A 16,511-nucleotide genomic window follows, 5' to 3' on the forward strand; every position below is an offset into this window, starting at 1 on the left:
GGATGTGCGGTGCGCCTCGATAGTGCAAGGGCCGCATAACGAGATGCCGGCCTTCAGGCGGCGCGCTTTCTGGGGTGGGCGATGCCGGCGGTGCGGTCAAAACGATTGGTGCTCGCAAGCTCGGTCAATGGAAGCTCGCCCGGTAGCTCTCAGCGATGAGAGCGACATGCGCCGCCAGTGGCAGGTCAGGTGAAACTCGAATGCTCGGGGTTGGCCGACTTCTCCTCACTGTCCTTCTCGGCCATCCTGATCATGTAATCGGCCGCCTCCGGCGTGGGGATCACCTGCTGGAGATCGACGAAGATCTCCTCGCCGAACCGGTAGTGCACCACCTTGACGCAGCGGGCTTCGATCTGGTGCTCGCGCAGCCAGAGCACCGTGGCCGTCACCTCGCGCCGGAAATTCGCCGCGATGAAGACGACGCGCTGGTTGGTGCTGTCATTCAGGGCGACCTCGTCCAGCGCGTCTTCCCCCCAGGAACTCCCAGATCAGCCCAGCCGCGTCGCCGCCGAGGCATGTAGTCGGGCCGCCGGGCGGGCGTGCCTGACCTTCTTGCCGCTGAACGTCCGGCGCCTCAACTCACCTGAAGCACCCGGACCTCGTGCAGATAGGTGCCGGCGCGGTATTCTATGTCGTCGCCGACTTCGGCATCGAGAAGCGCCTGCCCCAGCGGCGTGTGCACACCGATCATGCCGAGGTCGGCGTCGTGCCCGTCCTCGACCAGCGTGATCTCCATCTTACCCCCGCGATTGCCGCGTTTCTCCAGCCGCACGGTTGAACCGATGGCAACCACAGCGCGCCTGTCATCGGCCCTGGACGGCATCGCCCGCTCTTCGGGCGGCGTGGCGCCATTAGTCGTCGCTGTGCCGCCGAGCGCGAGTTCAGGCTGAGGGGGCGCGTGGCGTGCCGGCTTGCGGGCGGGCCGGGCCGTCTCCGGGACGCCGAAGAGGTCGCGGGGCGAGTTCGGCCTCGCCGGGTCTTCGCGGTGGGGCGTCCCAGAGGTGTCAGTAGCTGCCGGGGGATCGGAGCTGCCGGGATCTGCGTCTTGCGGCTCGGACTCGGTGGAGGACGGGGTCGGCTTCGGACTCGTATCGGCTAGACCTTTTCCCAGGGTCGTCGCCGAGGCCCCCTCTGAGGCGGGCGCTTGCGACTCGTTGACAAGCTCGCCTGCCGCGGGTGCCTCGCTGGTGACTCCGCCAGCCTCCGCGAATGCATCGACGAGGATAACCTCGGTGAACCGGTCGTCGATAGAGGTGGCGCCGATCGGCTCGATCTTCAGCCGGTTTAGCGTCTCGCGCAGGTTCGCCCACCAGTAGTCGCGATTGGCCTTCCACTGGCTGCCGAAGACTCGCCAGAACACCCAGCCTGCGCGCTCGAGTGCCGCCTGCCGAATCATGTCGTGCTCCCAGACTTCGGGTCCGTGGAACTGGTCGCCGTCGAGCTCGATGGCGAGGCGACGGTCATCGGCTCCCTCGACCACAAGGTCGATGCTGAAGCCGCCGGCCGCCACTTGCGGGCGGACTCGGTAGTTGGCGTCGAGCAGCATCAGGAGCACTTCGCGTTCGAACCCGCTGTCGCAGCGATCGAGCAACCTGTCGATCTCGCAGCCGGTCGCGGCCCGCCCGTTGGGCATCGGATTGGCAAAGTGCTGGAGGATCTGTGCCTTGATGTCGGTTGGCCTAAGGTCCTCGAGCTGGACCGAGCGCACGAGATAGAGCCGGTCGCGCGCCCGGCTCATCGCCACGTTGATGCGCTGCTGGTCTTCTCTTTTCGTCTGGGAGCGTGCGTGGCCCGGCGTGGCGACCATCGACAGGAACACGATGGAGCGCTCCTGCCCCTGCATGGTGCGGGCATCGCCGTAGATGATGTGCCTCTCTTCGATCTTCTCGGGGCCGATCCGGTCGTCTTCGACGAGCATCCGGCCGATCTTTTCGGCCTGTTCGCTTCCGATCAGGGAGATGACCCCGATATCACGCCCGTCATGTGCCGGATCCTGGATCAGGCGGGCTATCTCGTCGACGATCCAGCGGGCCTCGGAAGCGTTGGTCTTGCCTTGGCGCGCGGCGCCCGGAATGTAGACATCCGCGAGCGGCGGGTCGAAGCGCTCGGAGGCCTTGGGCACACGCAGCGGCACCAGCTCGTTGTTGTAATAACGTGTCGAGAACTGGATGATCGGTGCCACACAGCGGAAGTGCTCGCGCAGCATCACGTGGCTGTCCGGGTGCATGCGCTTGGTGATCTCGAAAATCGACGAGTTCTCGTCGATGAGGTCTTTGCCCGGCAGGCCCTCGAGGAACTCGGCGCGCAACCCGTTGATCTTCTGCATTGAGATGCCGACCACGGACGGGCTCACCTGTTCCTCGTCACCCACGACAAGGATCTTCTTGCCACGCGCAAGGGCGGCCAGCGCGGTGATATCGCTCTGCGACGCCTCGTCGAGGATCACCAGGTCGAAGTCGCCGAAATCGGCAGGGAGCTGTTCGGGGATCTTATATTCCGGCATAATCCAGACAGGGGCGGCCGCGGAGGCGCGCTTGGCAGCGTCCCGTGCGGCACGAATGAACCGCGGGGCTTTCTTGCCCTTGCCGGTGCCGATCTTGGCCACGGCCTGAGTGAAGGTCTCCATGGCCTGCCGGATGGAGGGCGTCATCCGCTCCTTAAGGCCCAGAAGCGTGCGTGTCCGGATGAGTTCCTCGAAGAGACTGCGCCGGCGCTTCATGGCATCGGCCTTGGCCCTGCGGTGATCGTCCCCGTTGCCGAGATCGATGATGCGATTGACGCGGGCACGCATCTCGGCCCAGGCCCAGGCCTCCTTCCAGGTATCGGGTATTAGATCTGCCGCGGCATCTGGGCGGTCCTCGAGCCGCGCGCGCCACTCCGGAGCGCCGGCCTCCGAGAGTGCGTCGAGATCGGCGCCCAGGTCTTGAAGCCGCATGGAGACCTCCGCGAGGCGGCCGAGCTCGGTGGTGATCGCGGCGCGGGCATCGATGATGTCGTTGGGACTGGTCTCTTCCCGGCCCAGCGCGCCGGCGAGATTGCCGAGTTCGACCATGACCGGAAGCGTCGCACCCTCGGAAAGCGTCTGAAGCTGTTCGAGGGCGGGATGCGCGGCATATCCGTCCGGAAGATTGCCGCGGAGCGCGAAGAGGATGTCCGTGCAGTCGAGCGAGTTGCGCAGGCCGTCGAGATCGAGGCCAAAGGGAAAGAGCGCCTCCAGGGCAGTGCAGACATGAGACAGACGTTCCGCGGTCGCGAGGGCCGTGCCGAGTTCCGCCTGTCTGTCTTTCAGGTAGTGGGCGATTTCGTGCGGCTGATCTGGTAAAACGGGAACAAGTTTTTCACCGATAATGGGACGCACCGCCAGAAAAATATCCTCCCGGTGGCGCCGTAGGTGGTAGGCGTCGAGCACGGATTTCCAGTGGGCGACGGAGGCAGGGGCCGCATCCTTTACGCGGACCGAGCCAATGGCCGATTTGAGAGCTCCGTTGAAGAGGCCAAATCCCACCGGCTTCTGGCCGGCCGCGCCGCGATTGACGGCAGCAACGAACTCATCTTCCTTGCAGTTTCCAAGGTCGTATCGCACGTCGATGATGGCATCGAGATCCTTGAACTGAGAGAGAACCCCCAGCAACGATTTCAAGTCTGTCCGGTCGATCCCGTCTTTCTTGCTCAGCGCGCGCCGGGTAAGGGCGCGCACTGCTTCGGACTGCTGATCGATGCCGCGGGAGAGCGCCTCGGCTTCGGCGAGGACCCGAGCGGCCTGCTCATCGGCACCGGCATTGTCGCGCGCCATGCGCGGAGCGGTAGAGTAGTCGACGATCTCGCGGTTGTTCCAAGCGAGCTCGGCCTTGTGGGCTGCGATGAGGTCAGCGGTGCCGGGCAGTTCGGATGGATCGGGGAGCGTGGCGCCGGCATAGACGATGTCGGTCGCGAGCTCCGGAAGATTGCTCTTGAGGCGCGCGAGCACTGCGTCGAGTTGCGCCGGTGGCTGGCGATCCGGTGCGTCGGAAAACCAGCCATGCGCGGGGGCTTCCTCCTCAAGCAGATCGACGAGATCCATCGGTGTGGGCGTGTCGCCTTTCCACTCGAGCCGGTCGAGATTGGCCTGGGCGATGCGCGCAAGCGTCTCGTCCGCCTTTCTGGCCGTCTCGTCGCAGTCGATGATCTGCTGCTCGAGTTTTCCCTTTCGGGCCACAGCGGCGGCGGTGTCGAGGGTGACGACCTCGTGCGACAACTCCTTTACCGCGTCCTGGAGTTGCTGGGCGCTGTCGCGGTCGGTGCCCACGGAGGCGATGGCGAGGGGCCGCAGGGAGTCCGGGAGCTTTTCACGGACGGCCGCGATCGCCTCAGGTGTTCGTGCGGTGACCAGCACGCGTTTTCCGAGCGCCATCTGGTGGCTGATGATGTTGGCGATGGAATGCGATTTGCCGGTGCCTGGAGGACCGGAGACGCAGGCGACGGCCACCTTCGAATCGTCGAGCAGGTCGGAAATTCGGCCCTGCTCGTGATTGAAGGGGAGCGGGAAGAAATGCACTGGTTGAGCGTTTCCGTCATCGGTCGCGGTGGCTTGGCCCGAGCCGGCGCGGGCCGCGCCTGCGGCTTCGGGTGTCGGTCGTGGCTCCGCGGTGGCGTAGGTCGATCCGGCGCCATCGGTCTCTCCGCGCAGCACTGCCATGTCGAGGCCAAAGGAGCTGGTTGCGCGCTTGGGTGCGTCCGGTGGCGTGACCGCGTATCCCCGCAGCGAGGCAGGCGTCTCTGCCGTGTCGTCGTCGATCTGCTTGCGCAGCGCCCCGAGATCGTTGAGCCGTGCCTCGTTGGAGCGCGGGCGGCCGAAAATGGCCCAGCTTGAGGTGACGCGGAACTGTTCTTCCGCGGGAGGCAGCGCCTTGCCATCTTCCATCGTCTCGCGGGTCACGTGCTCGCCGTCGCTGGCGATCTCGCTGGCCACCGTGTCGAGAAGGGGCTCCCAAAGTGCGCCCGAGAAGGGCGTGAACTCGAGATTGCCATCGAGAAAGACCGAGAGCTGCGCCTGGAGGCTGTGTTGCAGCTTGTGGGAGTTGTCGACCTCGATTTCGATATACGGCTTCAGGGACAGGCTCGGCGCAAGATCTCGTGGCCGCATGACGATCACGCCGCCCGGTTCGAGATCTATGTCCACGAGCTGCTCGATGACCGGCATGTCTATCTTCGTGCCGCGATGTTTCCAGCGGCCTACGCCGATGCCCCAAACGAGCTCCGGGGGCGCGCCCTCGGAGGTGTGGATCGCGGAGTGGATGGAGAAGAGATTGTTATAGAGTTCGATGGTGTGGCGAACCGGCTTTTCGTGCTCGGCCCATTCCGCCCAGGGGCCACCGACATATTTTTCGAAGTCCCGCCTCATCTCGGGGAGATTTTCGGCGTGCAGTATCGCCTTCACGCGGCTTTCGGTCGTGATGCCATTCTCGATGATCGGGCGCACATCATCCGGGTCGAGGAGGCCGCCCTCGCAGAGATCGGACGCCTCCTCGATGGTGACCTCGACGGAGATCGCAGAGCGCATCTGCGGCGCCTTTGTCGGGTCTCTGGGTTTAGAGACCAGGAACGCGACGACATACGCCGAGGGGTCCGGCGGCGCGGTTTCGCGCTGCCGGTCGATCCGCATCCAGGCACCGTCGTCGCAGTCGAGATGAACGCCCGGCGCTTCGTGAAAATCGCTTTCGTGAAAGACCCCGAGGCCCGCCTGCATTTCCATCTGGACTTTCTCGCGGGCGCGCAGAACGCCTTCGGCGAAGCCGAGAAGTCCGGCGAGTTTCTGACGATCCTCGGGGGTCATCTTGGGGGTCTCGGCATTATCTTCCATGTAAAGTCCGCTCTCTTTGCCTCTGCCTATCCTGCCGAAGAAGAGGATTTGCCCGAGAAACGTTTCGGTTCCCGACTCGGCTACACGACGGAGATGTTGGACAGGATGCCATCGGTGAAAGGAAACGTCAGCCTTGTTTGGGGCTTGTATGTCGCATCGTGGTTATCATGCCCTCCTTCGGATGCGTGTTGCGCCCTGTCGCGGCTTCCAGACGGTGGACCTAGGAACCATTTCCCCGGGTTCCTAAACCTCGGAAAACAAGCACTATGAGCACAAAACTCAAGACCTAGCACTTGAAAGCCGCACTGAAGTCGAGCAAGCGCAAATCAGTCTCCATCGATTACAGACTCCTGCTTGGGCTTATCGCCGTCGTTTCGACTGGATCCGTTGGCGCCATTGGCAGCAAGGTCTTCGAGGGTGCGGCTCTCGCGCTCGACCTGAAGAATCCGAACGGGATTGCCCCCCCCCGAGAAGGGCCGGGAGAACCCAGCAGAGACAGCCAAGTCTGATAAATGTCGTCGCCCGCCGGATGAAGTCTAATCCTCCAGAGATGAGCTTGTTTGTCAACCGGCTGGCAATGGGGAGTCTCATGGCACGCGACTTCGATCACCAGGTCGCCGAACTCCAGGTCCGCGCCGCCGTGCTCAACCGCTACACCGCGCTCGGCATACCCGTCACAGAGCCCGTGGGATAAGTCCGTCCGGGGAAAGGGGAGGTCCAGGCTTCACCCTCTTTGCGCAACAAAGCCCACATCGCACCGTGTCCAGCTTGGAATGACTTTCCTGAACTTGAGGCCTTGAAAAATCTGTAGGTTGTCAATTTGATTCAAGTAGAACTTTTAATTGTTCGTGACGAAATCCAGAGGGGCGGCGGGCTGAACGTGAAGCTTGTAGGACAGCGGGTGTGGCTGTGTGCCTCATCAGAGCGTTAAACGAGGAAGCCGAGCGTAAGAGAAATCCATGTTGATCCCCTCCTTCGTTCGGCTTTCGGCCTCACTCAGTCCGGCGAGCACCTCCCTTCGGTCGGCGCTCGGCGATCATTATGTGATATTGTCTTGAGGAAGATCTTTTCGGTTCTCTTGGATCAGGCAATAGAAACCAATTGCGGCCTGTCCTTGGCCACATGAAAGGCTGATGAATAGGAAGTTGCCGAGTGCCCGTAGCGTCGCAGACAGGTCTCTGGCTGTCACCTAGATATTCATGAACTCGCGACATACGATGAAACGTGCGAGGAGATCTTCACGCATCGCCACCTTTGTTACATAATCGATCACCCTTGGACTTTCAACATCCTGGCAATCATAAGAACCTCGCGGCACGAGGCGGAGCCAATGCTTCTCACCGATCTGAGGAAGTCGCTTCGTCCGCTCAGCCCGAGCCTGTTCCTCAATGGGCGAGTCAACTTGTGCGATCAGGTGCCAATGAGGATTGACGTCGAGCTTCTCGGGGAATGCAAACCACAACAGACGCTCATCCGGTCGCTTCGCCCATTTCGGCCCATTGATCTCACGGTTCACCTGGGCGTCCCAAGCTTTCAGCACATCGCGCATGCGCTGATAGCTAAGCGGCTGGAAGTTAGAGGCCAGCGTGATGAAGTGCGAGAAACGGTAATCCCGCAGCCTTTGTCGTAGCTCATCTTGCATCTGAAGGCGCTGCGCGCGCGGCATGCGAGCTTCGACCGTCGAGCTTACCATAGGCCTGCCTCCTACCTTTTGTGCGTGCCGAGTTTACATATAGCAAAGAGCGCGCCGGCTTGACGACTTTTCCGATTTTTCTCGCCGGAACCTTGGGCACCTCCTGCAGGTGCAGACCGATACTACGAGAGAGAAGTCAATCGCGATACCTTTTGAGACATTCGTGGTGTGGCGGGCGCGCCCCGAACTGAGCCAGAAGGGTCCTGTCGCTGGGTTGGTGGAAATTGGGAGGGCGGCGTAATCTCCAGGTGTTGAAGCAACCATGAACTGCGGCTGGCACCGCCGAAGGAGATTACGCCATGACCGAGACTGCCAAGACCGACCGCGCTGCGCCATTCATCGGGGTGATTGGACGGGTCCGCTCGAAGATGGCTTCCGAAGCCGTGTGCGGGATTTCATCGAGACGAGCTCGCGCTCTTGACTAACCGAGCAGCCTTCGCGATGCGTCTCAGCCGGTCGGCATAACCGTCAACTCCGGCACGTTCGCACGCTCCGGCTGCTGCAGCGCGAACATCACCGCTTCCGCCACGTCCTCCGCCTGCAGCTTGTCCGGCTTGGGTTCCGAGAAGAAGGGCGTGTCCACCATGCCGGGTGCGATGACGGTGCAGCGCCCGCCCCATTCGCGCATCTCCTGCGCCATGTTCCCGCCATAGCCGTGCACGAACCATTTCGATGCGCCGTAGATCGAGCCGGGGATATGCACCTTTCCCGCGACCGACCCGGTCAGCACGAGGTGGCCGCGCGTCTTGCGCAACTCCGGAAGACTCGCCCGAGCCGTATAGAGCAGGGCCATGATGTTCAGGTCGATCAGCTTGCGCCATTCGTCCGGGTCGCCGTTCTCCGTGCCCGGCGTATCCAGCCCCGTGCCTGCATTGGCAAAGGCCGCGTGCACACCGCCGAAACGCTCCGACGTGGTCCTGATCGCCTCCTGCTGCGCTGCAAGGTCGGTCGCGTCGCCGGGTATGACATGACTGGCTGTGCCCAGTTCGGTGTGAAGAGCGGCGAGCTTGTCCTCCGACCGGGCCATGAGCCCGACGTTCCAACCTGCGTCCACCGCAGCGCGCGCCGTGGCTGCGCCGATGCCACTGGACGCGCCGGTGATGAAGAGTGTTTTTCGATCGGTCATGCGGAGCTCCTTTTCTGGTCTTGGGCACACGTAAGCTCGGTCAAGCAGTCATCCACCCCGATCAACCGATCGCAGGGACGTGACCCACCAGCCGCGCGCTGCGAGCACTCCCGGCACTCACTGTCTGGCGTCACCCGTCCGGCAGGATGCGCCTGAGGCTGGCTGAGCGCGTCACAGGATTCGATGGAGAGATGTCGCGACGTTGGGCAGCGCGCCAGGCATAGCGCTCGCCCTGGCTGCTCTCAGCGGCTGTGGCGGCACCGCACCTCTTTTGGACACTCGGTCAGTGCGATCAAGGGGAGGACTGCGCCGTGCCATCAGACGGCAATGGAGAGCGGCGCAAGCTCAAGACGGTATTCGCCATAGTCAGCCACGCCCAGCCATCCTGATCATGTTCGTCATGAACCACCATCGTCTGCGAGTTTACCGCCCCGTTCACAGCGCTGATCCTCACGTTCCGGACGGGCTGTGCCGCGGCTCGGACGCGGCTCCTTCACGGTTTGCGAGGCCGGTTGAAACTGGTCCGTTACAGGTAAAAAAGTGATTTTCGCTATGCTTGGAAAGCTAAGTTATTGATTTTTATAGGATTGAGCGTTTACATATGTAAACATGCGCGCCGCAAGACTGGCAAATGTAAACATTTTCGAGCGTGTTTTTCCGGCGAAATGTAAACCTTTTTCGAGGCTCATGTTTACATATGTAAACGTCCGTGCGCGGCTATGTAAACATTCTCATCGGGCTCGGCACGGCCAGAGTGCGACATGACTTTTCCCTATGGCCCGTTCTCCATGAACAGCGCGACGAGCGGCACATTGATGTAGTAATTGCTGCGGCCCGACTGATGCTTCTCGACGAAGCCGTGCTCGGCGAGTGCGTCGAGGTATTTCGAGGCGGTCTGCCGTGTGACCTTGAGATCGTTCACGACAAACTCGATCCGGGTATAGGGGTGCCGGAAAAGGTTATTCAGCAAATCCTGGCTGTAGATCTTCGGCAGCTCGCTCCTCAGCCGGTGCTTGGCCTCGGCCATCTGACGACGGATGGCCTCGACCAGCAAGAGCGTCGTCTGCGAGGTTTCCGAGACCCCCTCAAGCATGTAGAGCAGCCAACCTTCCCAGTCTCCATGATCACGAACCGCCTGCAGATGGCGATAGTAATCTGCCTTGCGCCGGGTGATGTATCGGCTGAGATAGAGGATCGGGATATCCAGCAAGCCGGTGCGCGTCAGGTAGAGCACATTCAAGATGCGCCCGACGCGCCCGTTTCCATCCGGAAAGGGGTGGATGCTTTCGAACTGGTGATGGATCAGCGCCATCTTGATGAGCGGATCGAGATCGCAAAGCGCGTCGTCGTTCACGAACCGCTCCAGCGCCGACATCCGGGATTCGATTTCACGTAAGTCCTGCGGCGGCACATAGACCATGTCCTGCGTCGCCTCATTTCGCAGGGCGGTGCCGGGCGTGGATCGAAATCCATCCGAGCGGCCTTTCAGCAACCGGAACATCTCGATGAGCGTGCGGTTGGTGATGAGACCGTCGCTTTCAACAAGGTGCTGGAACCCGAGCTTCACGGCATCCCGGTAGAGCGCAACCTCCTTGGCGGCCCCGGATCGCGGACCCTCCGGGAACAGGTCAGCCTGAAAGAGTTCGTCCTGCGTCGTGACGATATTCTCGATTTCCGAGGAGGCCTTGGCCTCCTGCAGCGCCAGGGTGTCGATGAGGATGCCCTGGTTCGGTATCGTCGCCGCACGTCCCTTGAGCTCGGCAAGGGAACGGTTCGCGCGCGCCAGCGCCTTCAGGACCGCGATGGTCTCCAGCTCCACAGGCGGTGGAAGCACGGGGATCTGGTAGGTCGGCGTTAACATGACACGCATCATATGTTAAAGAATTATGATTTCGATAACATGTTGTGGTGAATATGTGAAGGAAATCGAAGACCTTTGACGAACGACATCTCAGGCCAACTGAACCGCTCTCGGCGCGATGAGCACCTGTTAGCTCGATGGCGACACGAGACCGAAGCGCGCGCTCTGGACCCTCACGGCAGCGCTGGCGCGAACGACCTCGTCGTCTCCGGCTATGGGAGCTTTGGGTCATGGGATGTCGGTGGCACCAGAACGCATCCCCATGGCACGATCTCGATTTCCCTAGGACTTCGCGTGCGTATCGGGAGCTGGCGGGCTGTGTATTGACAGGAAGCGAGCCATTCCTAACCCCGGCTGAGAACGGCGGTGCGAAACTCGGCCACGGTAGCGGTGGGATAGGCCCGCTGCGGGCGGCGTGATCGTGGCACACCAGCCGGGTATTCGTGCCGCGCATGTCACGGATCAAGAGCCCGATCAGGAATGCGATGCTCAGCGCCGCCGCCACCAGCAGGACCATCGCCAGAAAGCCGAAACCGATCAGCGTCTCGCCCCGCATCACGGCCGCGATTATTCGCTCGGTGCTGCGTGCGCGGCTGTCCATCCACAGTATTTCCAGGTTGCGCAGCGCCAGGATCGCCTCGGTGTCATCCACCTTGACCAGACGGTCGGTGCGTTCGGCCGGCCAATTGCCCGCCACCGCGCGATCCGCGATTTCGATTTTCCCGCGATATTCTTCGATGGTTTCCTTTATGGTTTCCAGCGCGCGGCGCTCGGCCTCGGGCAGCGGCTCGGACAGGTAACTGGCCATAACCGCGTCGAACTGCGTGAGCTGATCCATCATCCGCATGCGATAGCTCTCGTCCTTGCGGATGACGTAGTTCTTGAAATTGTGGATGATTCTGCCATAGCCGAGATAGCCGCGCAGGGAGCTTATCCAGACGCCCTTCTTCTCGGGGTCCTCGGCGTAATCCTTCCAGCTCTCCGCGATATCGTCGAATTGTGCGCGGGTCTGCGCGCCGAGGTATAGGCCGGTCGCGACGGTCACCAACACCAGGAGCGCGGCGGCTACGGCGAGCTTGTAGGTGTGTTTGATCGAGGTCATGTCGGCCCTTTCAGACTCCCGCTACAATCACGCCATTGCCATGCCGTGGCAAGATTTTGTGCGGGGATGCACCTGAGATGACCGAGCGGATACTTGTCGTGGATGACGACCGTCAGATGACGGGTTTCCTGGATCGTTTCCTGACCAAGCAGGGCTTTGACGTGCATTGCGTCGGGTCGGCCACACGCATGGGTCTTGCCATGGAGCACGCCGAGTTTGACCTCGTCCAGCTCGACGTCGGCCTGCCCGATATCGACGGTTTCGAGGTGACGCGCGAGTTGCGCCGCTCCTCACGCCTGCCGATCATCCTGCTCACCGCGCGCGAGGACGTGTTCGACAAGATCATCGATCTGGAGCTTGGTGCGGACGACTATGTCTCCAAGCCATTCGAGCCACGCGAGCTTCTGGCAAGGGTGCGTTCGGTGCTGCGCCGCTCCAAGGCCATGGGCACCGCGCATGAGGCGCTGCCGGAGATTCGCGTGTTGCGGTTCATGGGGTTCGTGCTCGATTTGCCGAAACGGCAACTTTCTGGGCCTGACGCACGCGAGGTGGCGTTAACGGGGATGGAATTCAGTTTGCTGAAGCTCTTGGCGGAGAATGCTGGCGACGTGGTCAGCCGCGACAAGATCATGCAGACGATCTACGGCCACGCCATCACCGTGACTGACCGCGCGATAGACGCCCATATCGCCCGGTTACGCAAGAAGATCCTATGCCCTGCAAACGGGAATACACCGATCCGCACCGTGCATGGCGCAGGCTACAGTCTTGCGGTAGAAGTTTGTGCAGAGTGACCTGGCAACGCATCCTTGAAGTATCTGGATGCGTCTTTGCACCGCTTCCAAACAGGACGATCGAGATATCATCGGACTAGACCGAAAGCGCGATCTTGGGGAGCTTCGTTACCGGTGTGCGGCAAGGACAAGACTGAAGTGGTCCCGGTTCTCCGGACAGTTCAGGGATCCGGTCCATTCCAATCGTCCTTCCTCTTTTAAGATGTGAGCGTCTCACCTGTCTGCACCGGGGCCAGAATCGCCATCGTTACAGGTAAAAAACGTCGATTTCGGCGTTCCATGTAAACCGAATCGAGCGCAGATCCCTTATTTTACTGACTTGGCGAGTTTACATAGGGAAACAGACGCGTCCGGATTTTCGGCTGATGTAAACCAGAAACCGGGATTCTCGAGGCACATTTCACTGCTATGGAAACCAAAAGGGAAACAAATTTCACCCTCAAGTAAACCACGACGACCGCGCTTGGCGTGGTCGCGATTCTGATGAGATCATCGGGAGCATGGTGCGATATGGGAGATTCCGGCGCCGGGGGTGTTGGTGGCGACAAATGGCATCCCCGTCTCTCGAACCGGATTTTCCTAGGACTTCGCTCTCACGTTGGGAACCGTCGGTGTGCCTGTGCCGGGACATCGAGCCATTCCTGAGCCCGAGGTTGGGTATCGGCACCTTGGCGGCCCAGGATGTCTCACGTCTCCGGTGGCGGATCCTGCTTTTCATCCGTGGCCTGCCGCACGATGCGCATATCCTCGGCTGGGTAGTCCTTCAGGCAATTCTGATCCTCGGGCACGTTCCCGGTCAGCCCGGTCTCGTGGTGCGCCAGAGGCAGATCACCGACATGCGCGTGGTGTGATCAGCCTGATAAGGGCATTCGGCGTGGTCGTGACTATCGAGAAGGTCTCGAGCTCGATCTGTGCCCCTTGCATTCGCCGGACTATGACCGCCAGATATCGGCAAAGGCGAAGGGTGGTCGTGCCTCGTCGCCCTTGAGCGCGAACCAGTAGTAGGTGGCGAGTTGGTGTCCCTTGGGCTCGCAGAACGCGGTGGCGGGATCAGGCAGCGGCGCTCCGCGATGGCCGGATCCATTTGCCCATAACCTGACATGCGGCGGGGTGTTGAATGGAAGTCAACATCAGGTTCACATGGTGCAGTTCCGGACTTCACGCCCGTCCTCGCGCCATTCGGGCAAACCGCCTGCCATTCGTCGCGCGTTGAAGCCGTGGTGGCGGAGGCGGGCGACGGCCTGGTGGGCGAAAAGGCAATAGGGTCCCCGGCAATAGGCGACGATCTCGGCCTCGGGGTCGAGCGCGGGCAGGAGCCGGTCGAGATCGGCCAGCGTGGCGTTCTGCGCGCCGGGGATGTGGCCGGCGGCGAACTCGTCCCCGGGGCGGATGTCGAGCAGCGTGACGGCGCCCTGCGCCAGACGTTCGGCAAGATCGGCGCGGGTGATCGGCTCGGGCGCGGGGGCATCCCCGGAGAGCCCGTCGAGAATATCCGTGACCTGCGCCAAATTGGCCTCGGCGACCTCGCTCAGAAGCCCCATGAGCGCGATGCTGCGCGCGTCCTGCAAGCGGTAGATCACCGCCTTGCCCGCGCGGCGGCTGGTGACGAGCCCGGCGCGGCGCAGCTGTTGCAGATGTTGCGAGGCGTTGGCGACCGTGAGCCCGGTCTTGCCCGCCAGCCCCTCGACCGCCGCCTCCGCCTGCGCCAATTGCTCCAGCAGCATGAGGCGCGCGGGGGCGGCAAGCGCCTGCGCGACGAGGGCGTATTCCTTCAGCAGGGCCTGTTTCGGGCTGGTTGACATGGGGGTGGGCTGACTCTAATCATTCAAGTGATCTCTTGAATCATACCCTTTCCGCGCCGCCGCGCAACCCCCCGAAGGACCCGCCCATGTCCGACATGCTCCTGAATGCAGAGGCTGCGATCCGCCTCGCGGCCTTTCTCGGCATTCTCATGGCCATGATGCTCTGGGAACTCTCCGCGCCGCGCCGGCGGCAGGACATCCCGCGCGTGATCCGCTGGACCAACAATCTCGGGCTCGTGGTGCTGGATACCGTGATCCTGCGGCTGACCTTTCCGGTCCTCGCGGTCGGGCTGGCGGTGATCGGGGCGGAACGGGGCTGGGGTCTGTTCAACACGATCGACGCGCCCGGCTGGGTGGCGATCGCCGTCTCGGTGCTGGTGCTCGACCTGGCAATCTACCTGCAGCATGTCTTGTTCCACGCGGTGCCGGGGCTGTGGCGGCTGCACCGGATGCATCATGCCGATCTGGAATTCGACGCCACCACCGGTCTGCGCTTTCACCCGGTCGAGATCGTGATGTCGATGGGCATCAAGCTGGCAGTGGTGGCGGCGCTTGGGCCGCCTGCGGTGGCGGTGCTGATCTTCGAGGTGCTGCTCAACGGCACGGCGCTGTTCAACCACGCCAATATCGACCTGCCGCGTCGGGTGGATCGCTGGTTGCGCCTCATCGTGGTGACGCCCGACATGCACCGGGTGCATCATTCCACCGATCCACGCGAGACCAATTCCAACTATGGCTTCAACCTGTCGTGGTGGGACCGGCTGCTCGGCACCTATGTGGCGCAGCCCGCCAAGGGGCATCGCGGCATGGACATCGGGATCGAGCAGTTCCGCACGCGGCGCGATCTGTGGCTTGACCGGATGCTGGTGCAGCCGCTGCGCGGCCCGGCGAGCGGCGGTGCCCTCGACCCCCGGATCACGACGAAGGAGGCAACGAAATGAAACACCTGATCCTGCTCAATGATCCGCCCTACGGCACCGAGCGCAGCTTCAACGGGCTGCGCATGGCGCACGCGCTGGCCAAACATGACGCGGAGGCCGAGATCACCGTGTTCCTGATGGCCGATGCCGCGCTCTGCGCCAAGGCGGGGCAGACGACGCCCGAAGGCTTCTACAATATCGAGCGGATGCTGCGCCGGGTGCTGTCGGCGGGCGGCCGGGTGCTGATCTGCGGCACCTGCATGGATGCGCGGGGGCTGACCGAGGCCGAGATGACGGAGGGCGCCGCGCGCTCGACCATGGACGAATTGGCCGAGGCGACGCTCGCCGCCGACAAGGTGCTGGTGTTCTGAGCGCCCCCGGTTCAGCCGCCCGGCACCAGTCCGTGCCGATGTATCCAGGCCGCGATGGCGTCGCCGATGGCCTGCGGCTGATCCTCCTGCACGTAATGCAGCCCCGCGCCAATCTCGGCCGTTTCCAGATTGGGCAGCCGTGCTCGATAGCCCTCGGCCACCGCGCGCGGCAACATCAGCCCCGGCTCGGCCTGCAACAAGAGCTTGGGCAGGTCGCTCTGCTCGAGCCAGCGCATATAGGCGGTCTGCATCGCATGGACATGCGCAGGCGCGCCGCCGATGCACAGAAGCTGCGGGAACCGGCAGAGGATGTGGCGCGTGGCCTTGTCGGCCCATGGCATCCGGTAGGCGTCCATCTCCGCCGCGCTCAGCTCGCGCCGGATCATGGCGGGCAGGATACCCTCGACGAACTGGTTGTCCTCGATCATCATCCGCTCGGCATTCTCCTGCGAGGCGCGCAGCGTCTGGAAAAAGTCGCGCGTCGCCGGGTCGAACGCCTCATAGCCCGGCACCGGATCGAGCAGCGCCTCCATGAAGGCGAGGCCCTTGATGCGGTCAGGGAAACGATGCGCATAGTGAAAGCCCAGGAACGAGCCCCAGTCATGGGTCACAAGCGTGATCGGGTCTGGCCCCAGCGTGTCGATGAAGGCGTCGAGGTAGCGGATGTGATCCTCGATCCCGTAGTCCAGAACGGGCTTGTCCGACAGGCCGTAGCCGATCAGATCGACGGCGATCAGCCGCCCGCAGCCCTCCAGCCGGGGCATGATATTGCGCCACAGGTAGGACCATGTCGGCTGGCCATGCAGGAACAGCACCGTGTCGCCCTTGCCGTGGGCCATGTAGTGCATCTTTGCCCCCAAGACCTCGGCGTAATGCGACGGATAGGGCAGATCGGGCGTGTCGGTGGCGGTCATCGGGCAAGGCTCCTCTGGCGATGGCGTGCCTCTGCCTGTGCGCGGCCGGTGGCCCCTGTCAACGGTCGCGCGCGTGGCTCACGCCGGGT

12 protein-coding genes and 1 pseudogene are annotated in these 16,511 nt (G+C 62.6%); 6 read left to right on the forward strand and 7 right to left on the reverse strand.

Features of this window, described 5'->3' with window-relative positions; all coding sequences use genetic code 11:
• Positions 1 to 185 precede the first annotated feature (185 nt).
• The gene (locus ACFFU4_RS04340) at positions 186 to 389 is read right to left on the reverse strand and encodes a hypothetical protein (RefSeq protein ID WP_377067415.1); all 204 of its coding nucleotides are present in this window, start codon (positions 387 to 389) and stop codon (positions 186 to 188) included.
• Positions 390 to 574: 185 nt separating this feature from the next.
• On the reverse strand, positions 575 to 5,839 hold the full coding sequence (locus ACFFU4_RS04345; RefSeq protein ID WP_377067417.1) for a PDDEXK-like endonuclease domain-containing protein: 5,265 nt from the start codon (positions 5,837 to 5,839) through the stop codon (positions 575 to 577).
• 586 nt (positions 5,840 to 6,425) lie between these two features.
• Between ACFFU4_RS04345 and ACFFU4_RS04350 the strand changes: the two are divergent.
• A pseudogene (locus ACFFU4_RS04350) lies at positions 6,426 to 6,533 on the forward strand (IS5/IS1182 family transposase); the annotation flags it as partial.
• A 495-nt stretch (positions 6,534 to 7,028) separates the two neighbouring features.
• Here the strand turns inward: ACFFU4_RS04350 and ACFFU4_RS04355 are convergent.
• The 3 genes from ACFFU4_RS04355 to ACFFU4_RS04365 form a co-directional block, all read right to left on the reverse strand.
• Positions 7,029 to 7,532: a hypothetical protein gene (locus ACFFU4_RS04355; protein ID WP_377067419.1), complete on the reverse strand. Its 504-nt coding sequence runs from the start codon at positions 7,530 to 7,532 to the stop codon at positions 7,029 to 7,031.
• Between the two features lie 448 nt (positions 7,533 to 7,980).
• A complete protein-coding gene (locus ACFFU4_RS04360) occupies positions 7,981 to 8,658 on the reverse strand; it encodes an SDR family oxidoreductase (RefSeq protein WP_377067421.1) in 678 nt (225 codons plus the stop codon).
• 772 nt (positions 8,659 to 9,430) lie between these two features.
• Complete coding sequence (locus ACFFU4_RS04365) at positions 9,431 to 10,519, reverse strand: Fic family protein (RefSeq protein ID WP_377067423.1); 1,089 nt, start codon at positions 10,517 to 10,519, stop codon at positions 9,431 to 9,433.
• A gap of 421 nt (positions 10,520 to 10,940) precedes the next feature.
• Here ACFFU4_RS04365 and ACFFU4_RS04370 point away from each other — a divergent pair, with 421 nt between their 5' ends.
• From ACFFU4_RS04370 to ACFFU4_RS04380, 3 genes are all read left to right on the forward strand, one after another.
• A complete protein-coding gene (locus ACFFU4_RS04370) occupies positions 10,941 to 11,546 on the forward strand; it encodes a hypothetical protein (protein WP_377067425.1) in 606 nt (201 codons plus the stop codon).
• Positions 11,547 to 11,698: 152 nt separating this feature from the next.
• Entirely contained in the window at positions 11,699 to 12,415 is a 717-nt protein-coding gene (locus ACFFU4_RS04375; RefSeq protein WP_377067427.1) for a response regulator transcription factor, read from the forward strand.
• 653 nt (positions 12,416 to 13,068) lie between these two features.
• Positions 13,069 to 13,266: a hypothetical protein gene (locus tag ACFFU4_RS04380; protein WP_377067429.1), complete on the forward strand. Its 198-nt coding sequence runs from the start codon at positions 13,069 to 13,071 to the stop codon at positions 13,264 to 13,266.
• A 285-nt stretch (positions 13,267 to 13,551) separates the two neighbouring features.
• Here ACFFU4_RS04380 and ACFFU4_RS04385 read toward each other — a convergent pair whose 3' ends face one another.
• On the reverse strand, positions 13,552 to 14,217 hold the full coding sequence (locus ACFFU4_RS04385) for an ArsR/SmtB family transcription factor (protein WP_377067431.1): 666 nt from the start codon (positions 14,215 to 14,217) through the stop codon (positions 13,552 to 13,554).
• A gap of 86 nt (positions 14,218 to 14,303) precedes the next feature.
• Here ACFFU4_RS04385 and ACFFU4_RS04390 point away from each other — a divergent pair, with 86 nt between their 5' ends.
• Together ACFFU4_RS04390 and ACFFU4_RS04395 are read left to right on the forward strand one after the other, a co-directional pair.
• On the forward strand, positions 14,304 to 15,158 hold the full coding sequence (locus tag ACFFU4_RS04390) for a sterol desaturase family protein (RefSeq protein WP_377067433.1): 855 nt from the start codon (positions 14,304 to 14,306) through the stop codon (positions 15,156 to 15,158).
• Positions 15,155 to 15,508: a DsrE/DsrF/TusD sulfur relay family protein gene (locus ACFFU4_RS04395; RefSeq protein ID WP_377067435.1), complete on the forward strand. Its 354-nt coding sequence runs from the start codon at positions 15,155 to 15,157 to the stop codon at positions 15,506 to 15,508. The genes ACFFU4_RS04390 and ACFFU4_RS04395 overlap by 4 nt, the downstream gene beginning before the upstream one ends.
• A gap of 11 nt (positions 15,509 to 15,519) precedes the next feature.
• Here ACFFU4_RS04395 and ACFFU4_RS04400 read toward each other — a convergent pair whose 3' ends face one another.
• A complete protein-coding gene (locus ACFFU4_RS04400; protein WP_377067437.1) occupies positions 15,520 to 16,422 on the reverse strand; it encodes a haloalkane dehalogenase in 903 nt (300 codons plus the stop codon).
• Positions 16,423 to 16,511: the final 89 nt, after the last annotated feature.

The organism is Roseovarius ramblicola, assembly GCF_042430665.1.
Lineage (GTDB): Bacteria > Pseudomonadota > Alphaproteobacteria > Rhodobacterales > Rhodobacteraceae > Roseovarius > Roseovarius ramblicola.

What these genes read in the sequence shown, in the direction of transcription:
- ACFFU4_RS04390 (WP_377067433.1), top strand. Translation starts at nt 14,304, where the DNA reads ATGTCCGACATGCTCCTGAATGCAGAGGCTGCGATCCGCCTCGCGGCC.
- ACFFU4_RS04345 (WP_377067417.1), bottom strand. Translation starts at nt 5,839, where the DNA reads ATGGAAGATAATGCCGAGACCCCCAAGATGACCCCCGAGGATCGTCAG.
- ACFFU4_RS04365 (WP_377067423.1), bottom strand. Translation starts at nt 10,519, where the DNA reads ATGTTAACGCCGACCTACCAGATCCCCGTGCTTCCACCGCCTGTGGAG.
- ACFFU4_RS04385 (WP_377067431.1), bottom strand. Translation starts at nt 14,217, where the DNA reads ATGTCAACCAGCCCGAAACAGGCCCTGCTGAAGGAATACGCCCTCGTC.
- ACFFU4_RS04375 (WP_377067427.1), top strand. Translation starts at nt 11,699, where the DNA reads ATGACCGAGCGGATACTTGTCGTGGATGACGACCGTCAGATGACGGGT.
- ACFFU4_RS04395 (WP_377067435.1), top strand. Translation starts at nt 15,155, where the DNA reads ATGAAACACCTGATCCTGCTCAATGATCCGCCCTACGGCACCGAGCGC.
- ACFFU4_RS04400 (WP_377067437.1), bottom strand. Translation starts at nt 16,422, where the DNA reads ATGACCGCCACCGACACGCCCGATCTGCCCTATCCGTCGCATTACGCC.
- ACFFU4_RS04355 (WP_377067419.1), bottom strand. Translation starts at nt 7,532, where the DNA reads ATGGTAAGCTCGACGGTCGAAGCTCGCATGCCGCGCGCGCAGCGCCTT.
- ACFFU4_RS04360 (WP_377067421.1), bottom strand. Translation starts at nt 8,658, where the DNA reads ATGACCGATCGAAAAACACTCTTCATCACCGGCGCGTCCAGTGGCATC.